The following is a 4,284-nucleotide window of genomic DNA, read 5'->3' as shown; positions in this document are numbered from 1 at the left end:
GACGATGCCGCCGGCCAGCGGGCCCGTGCCGCCGGCCAGCGGCGCGCGCCTGGTGCGCACCAGTTTCGGTGACGCGCCGGCCCCTGCCCCGGTTGAAGATGTCGAGCCCGGTGACCCCACCGAACCGCAAGGTGGCGCCAACTGATGGCTTCCATTCCCGGCAATGATCCGCTGATCGGTGCCGCCCCGACGCTGGCCGGGGAACGGGTGACGGCGCGCGCCCAGGCCCGGCAGCGGCTGGCCTTCCTGATCATGCTGTTCCCGGTGCTGGCGCTGGTCATCCTTGTGCGCCTGATCGACCTGTCGGTGATCCAGGGCATCCCGGAAAGCGAGTCCAAGCCGATCACCGCCGCCCCGCCGCGCGGCGACATCGTCGATCGCAACGGGGTGGAACTGGCCCGCACCTTCGAAGCCTATGCCATCACCGTCATCCCGCGCCGGCTGACCTCCGATCCCGAGGTGCTGGCCACCAAGCTGGCCGAAATCCTGCCGGAACGCAGCCGCGAGGACATCCTCGCCGATCTCACCTCGTCGAAGGGCCTGCGCTATCTTGCCCGCCGCGTGCTGCCGGGCCAGGCCCGCCGAATCAATGACTTGGGTGAACCGGCGATCGAACTGACCCGCGAAGCCGAGCGGCTCTATCCCAACATCAACCTGGCTGCGCAGGCGCTGGGCTATACCGACGACACCGGCCATGGCCTGATCGGCGTCGAAAAGGCCTTCGACGCCCGCCTCGCCGATCCGGTGCAGCGCGCCGCGCCGCTCACCCTCGCGCTCGACGTCCGGGTGCAGCAGGCGATGCAGCATGAACTGGCCGCGCTGGTGACCGATCAGAATGCCAAGGGCGCCGCCGGCGTCGTGCTCGATGTCAACACCGGCGAAGTGCTGGCGATGGTGTCGCTGCCCGATTTCAACCCCAACGTGCCCGGCCAGCGCGCCGATGGCACCAAGTACACCACGGAAAATGACGATGGCAGCCGCTTCAACCGGGTGACGCTGGGCGGCTATGAGCTGGGCTCCACCTTCAAGGCCTTCACCATCGCCACCGCGCTGGAAACCGGCACGCTGACCAATCTGCACAAGCAATATGACGCGACTCATCCGCTGGAGATCGCAGGCTTTCGCATCCGCGACGATCACGCCAAGAACCGTTGGCTGACCGTGCCGGAAATCTTCATCTATTCCAGCAACATCGGCACAGCCCGCATGGCCCTGGAAGTCGGCCGCGAGCGCCAGCGCGCCTTTCTGGACAAGCTGGGTTTCCTGAAGCCAATCGACGTCGAACTGAAGGAAAAGACCCGCCCGCAATATCCGGCGCTGTCGAACTGGGGCCAGTTGGCCACGATGACGATCAGTTATGGCCACGGTCTCACCGTCTCGCCGCTACACCTGGCGGCCGGCTATGCCACGCTGGTCAACGGCGGCGTCTATCACGTGCCGACCCTCCTCAAGCGCGATCCGGCCCAGGTACCGCCCGGCCAGCGCGTGTTTTCGGAACGCACCAGCCTCGAAATGCGCCGGCTGCTGCGCCTGGTCGTCACCAGCGGCACCGGCCGCAAGGCCGACGTGCCGGGCTATCGGGTGGGCGGCAAGACCGGCACCGCCGAGAAGATCGAGAATGGCCGTTATGTGCGCGGCCAGAACGTGGTGAACTTTGCCGCCGTCTTCCCGGTCGATGCGCCGCGCTATGTGGTTGTCGCCATGATCGACGATCCGCGCGGCAGCAAGGCCACCTATGGCTTCCGCACTGCAGGCATGGTGGTGGCGCCGGCCGTGCACAACATCATCGAACGCATCGCCCCGGCGCTCGGCGTCGTGCCCGACGCGAACCGCGACATCGACCTGACGGGCCTGTTGCCCGCCACCGCGGACGTGAAGGAGTAGGCGGGTGCGGCTGGGGGCGCTCATTCCAGGCGGTGGTGACGCAGTCATCACCGCCTTCGCGCTTGATCATCGCAAGGTCGCGCCCGGGACCATCTTCGGCGCCTTCCAGGGCGCGCGGGTGAATGGCGAGGATTATATCTCCGCCGCCATCGCTGCTGGCGCCATCGCTATCGTTGCCCGCCCCGGCGCGAAGGTGGCAGGCGCTCTCCACATCGCTGATGCGAACCCGCGCCGGGCCTTTGCCGCCCTGGCCGCCCGCTATTTCGCGCCGTTCCCGGCAACCACCGTTGCCGTCACCGGCACCAACGGCAAGACCAGCACCGCCGAACTCACCCGCCAGCTGTGGCAACTGGCCGGGCATCGTTCGGCCAGCATCGGCACGCTGGGCGTCACCACCGGCTATGACCGCGTTTCCCCGCGCGATGGCACCGGCGGGCTGACGACGCCCGATGTCGTCACCTTCCTCGCCACCATGGCCGGGTTGGCCCGCGAGGGCATCAGCCATGCCGCCTTCGAAGCCAGCAGCCACGGGCTCGACCAGCACCGTATCGAGGGCCTGCCGGTCAAGGCCGGCGCCTTCACCAACCTCAGCCGCGATCATCTTGATTACCACGGCACCATGGAAGCCTATTTCACTGCCAAGACCCGGCTGCTGTCCGAAGTGGTCGACGAGGGCGGCAGCGCGGTGATCTGGGCCGACGATGGCGACTGGTCGGCGCGCATGATCGACGTGGCGCGCGGCCGCAGCCTCACCCTGCTCACCGTCGGTGAGGCCGGCGAAACGCTGAAGCTGGTCAGCCGCACGCCGACTACCCTTGGGCAGGATCTGGTCGTTCAGGCCGACGGCCAGAGCCACAGGATCGCCCTGCCGCTGATCGGTGCCTACCAGGCCGCCAATGCGCTGGTTTCGGCCGGGTTGGTCATCGCCACCGGCGGCGACGTCAAGCAGACCCTGTCTAACCTGGCCCGCGTGTCGGGCGTGCGCGGCCGGCTGGAGCGGGCGGTCATCACCCGCGCCGGCGCCGCCGTCTATGTTGATTATGCCCACACGCCCGACGCCATCGTTGCAGCCTGTGCGGCGCTGCGCCCGCACGTAACCGGGCGGCTGATCATCGTTTTTGGGGCCGGCGGCGATCGCGACGCCGGCAAGCGACCCCTGATGGGGGAAGCGGCGGCCGCCCATGCCGATGTCGTCGTAGTCACGGACGACAACCCCCGCAGTGAAGACCCGGCGGCCATCCGTGCCTCCATCCTCTCCGCCACGCCCGGTGGACAGGAAATTGCGGATCGCCGCCGGGCCATATCTGCGGCCATTACCATGGCCCTTGCCGGTGACATCGTGCTGATCGCCGGCAAGGGCCATGAGCAAGGCCAGATTGTTGGCGATCGGGTGCTGCCGTTCGACGACGTGACCGTGGCGCGGGAGTGCGCGGCATGAGCCTGTGGACCAGCGCCGCCATTGCCGAAGCGACGGGCGGCACGTCGAACGGCGAATTTGCCGTGGGCGGCGTCACCTTCGACAGCCGCGAAGTGGTGGCGGGCGACCTGTTCATCGCCCTGAAGGGGGAAGCCACTGACGGGCATCGTTTCGTGGCCAAGGCGCTGGAACGCGGCGCGGCCGGCCTGCTGGTGAGCGAGGCTGTTGATGCTCCGCGGGTGCATGTGGCCGACACCATGGCAGCGCTGAATGCGCTGGGCGCCGCCGCACGCGACCGCAGCGCCGCCACCCGCATCGGCGTCACCGGCAGCGTTGGCAAGACCGGGGTGAAGGAGGCGCTGAAGGCCGCGCTCACCCGCTTCGCGCCCGATGCCGTCCACGCCTCGGTGAAAAGCTACAACAACCACACCGGCGTGCCATTGAGCCTTGCCCGCATGCTGGCAAGCTCCCGCTTCGGCGTGTTCGAAATGGGCATGAACCACAGCGGCGAACTGGCCCAGCTGACGCAGTTGGTCCGCCCGCATATTGCCATCGTTACCTGGGTCGCCTCGGCGCACCGGGAATTCTTCGCCAGCGAAACCGACATCGCCCGCGCCAAGGCGGAGATTTTCGGCGGGCTGCCCGCCGGCGGCACCGCCATCATCCCGCATGACAATCCGCACGCCGATCTGCTGGCCCGCGCCGCCGCCGATGCCGGCGCCAGGGTGGTGCGTTTCGGACTGAATACCGGCGCCGATGTACACGCCGAAAAGGTCGTGCTGCACCCCGATTGCAGCTGCGTCACCGCCCGCATCGGCCGCGACACACTCACCTTCAAGATTGGCATGGCCGGCCGCCATTGGGTCAATAACGCCCTGGCCGTGCTGGCCGGGGTGCAGGCGGCGGGTGGCGATCTCGCGCTGGCCGGCCTGGCGCTCGCTGATTTGAACGGCCTGCCCGGCCGCGGCCGCCGCCTGCGCGTG

The 4,284-nt window shown here is 68.3% G+C and carries 3 protein-coding genes; all 3 read left to right on the top strand.

The window, feature by feature from the left end:
• Positions 1-144 precede the first annotated feature (144 nt).
• Positions 145-1,884: a peptidoglycan D,D-transpeptidase FtsI family protein gene (locus tag GJ693_RS14245; protein WP_156256935.1), complete on the top strand. Its 1,740-nt coding sequence runs from the start codon at positions 145-147 to the stop codon at positions 1,882-1,884.
• Positions 1,885-1,888: 4 nt separating this feature from the next.
• Positions 1,889-3,322, top strand: a complete 1,434-nt coding sequence (locus GJ693_RS14240; protein ID WP_156256934.1) for a UDP-N-acetylmuramoyl-L-alanyl-D-glutamate--2,6-diaminopimelate ligase — start codon at positions 1,889-1,891, stop codon at positions 3,320-3,322.
• A partial coding sequence (locus tag GJ693_RS14235; protein ID WP_235902942.1) for a UDP-N-acetylmuramoyl-tripeptide--D-alanyl-D-alanine ligase occupies positions 3,319-4,284 on the top strand: 966 nt, incomplete at its 3' end. The genes GJ693_RS14240 and GJ693_RS14235, both read left to right, overlap by 4 nt.

Origin of the sequence: Sandarakinorhabdus oryzae (genome assembly GCF_009733735.1) — a bacterium.
Taxonomy (GTDB): domain Bacteria; phylum Pseudomonadota; class Alphaproteobacteria; order Sphingomonadales; family Sphingomonadaceae; genus Sandarakinorhabdus; species Sandarakinorhabdus oryzae.
The sequence above is the reverse complement of the archived record's forward strand: the minus strand, read 5'-3'. Positions and strand labels throughout refer to the sequence as shown.